Annotated in this window: 1 protein-coding gene; it reads right to left on the reverse strand. The window is 67.3% G+C overall.

Annotated elements, in window-relative coordinates:
- Positions 1-327, reverse strand: a 327-nt coding sequence (locus tag RTX98_RS11135; RefSeq protein WP_312796650.1) for a short-chain fatty acyl-CoA regulator family protein, incomplete at both ends; no start/stop codon positions are given.

Genomic DNA, 327 nt, shown 5'->3' on the forward strand with positions numbered 1-327 from the left:
GAATCTGGCCGGGCTGCGCGAAGGCCGCATGAACCGGCAGTTTCGGGCAGCCACCGCCGAAGCGCGCATGCGGGAAGCCGGTCGCGCCCGCCCGCCGGAACCGCGTCCCGGCATGATCGACTTCCATCATGAAGAACGGCACGCCCTCCCAGCCCCCTCGCGCCAACGTGGTCAGGCGATTGGCCGCCTGTTCGAAGGACACGCCAAAGCGCGAACGCAAAACGTCGACGTCGTAACGCGCGCGTTTGGCGGCGGTGAGGAACGGGCCATAGGGCATCATCAGCGCATGGGCGAGGTAACGCGCCAGATCAAAGCGCGCGATGCGTT

Source organism: Tianweitania sp. (assembly GCF_032053605.1).
Classification (GTDB): Bacteria; Pseudomonadota; Alphaproteobacteria; order Rhizobiales; family Rhizobiaceae; genus Tianweitania.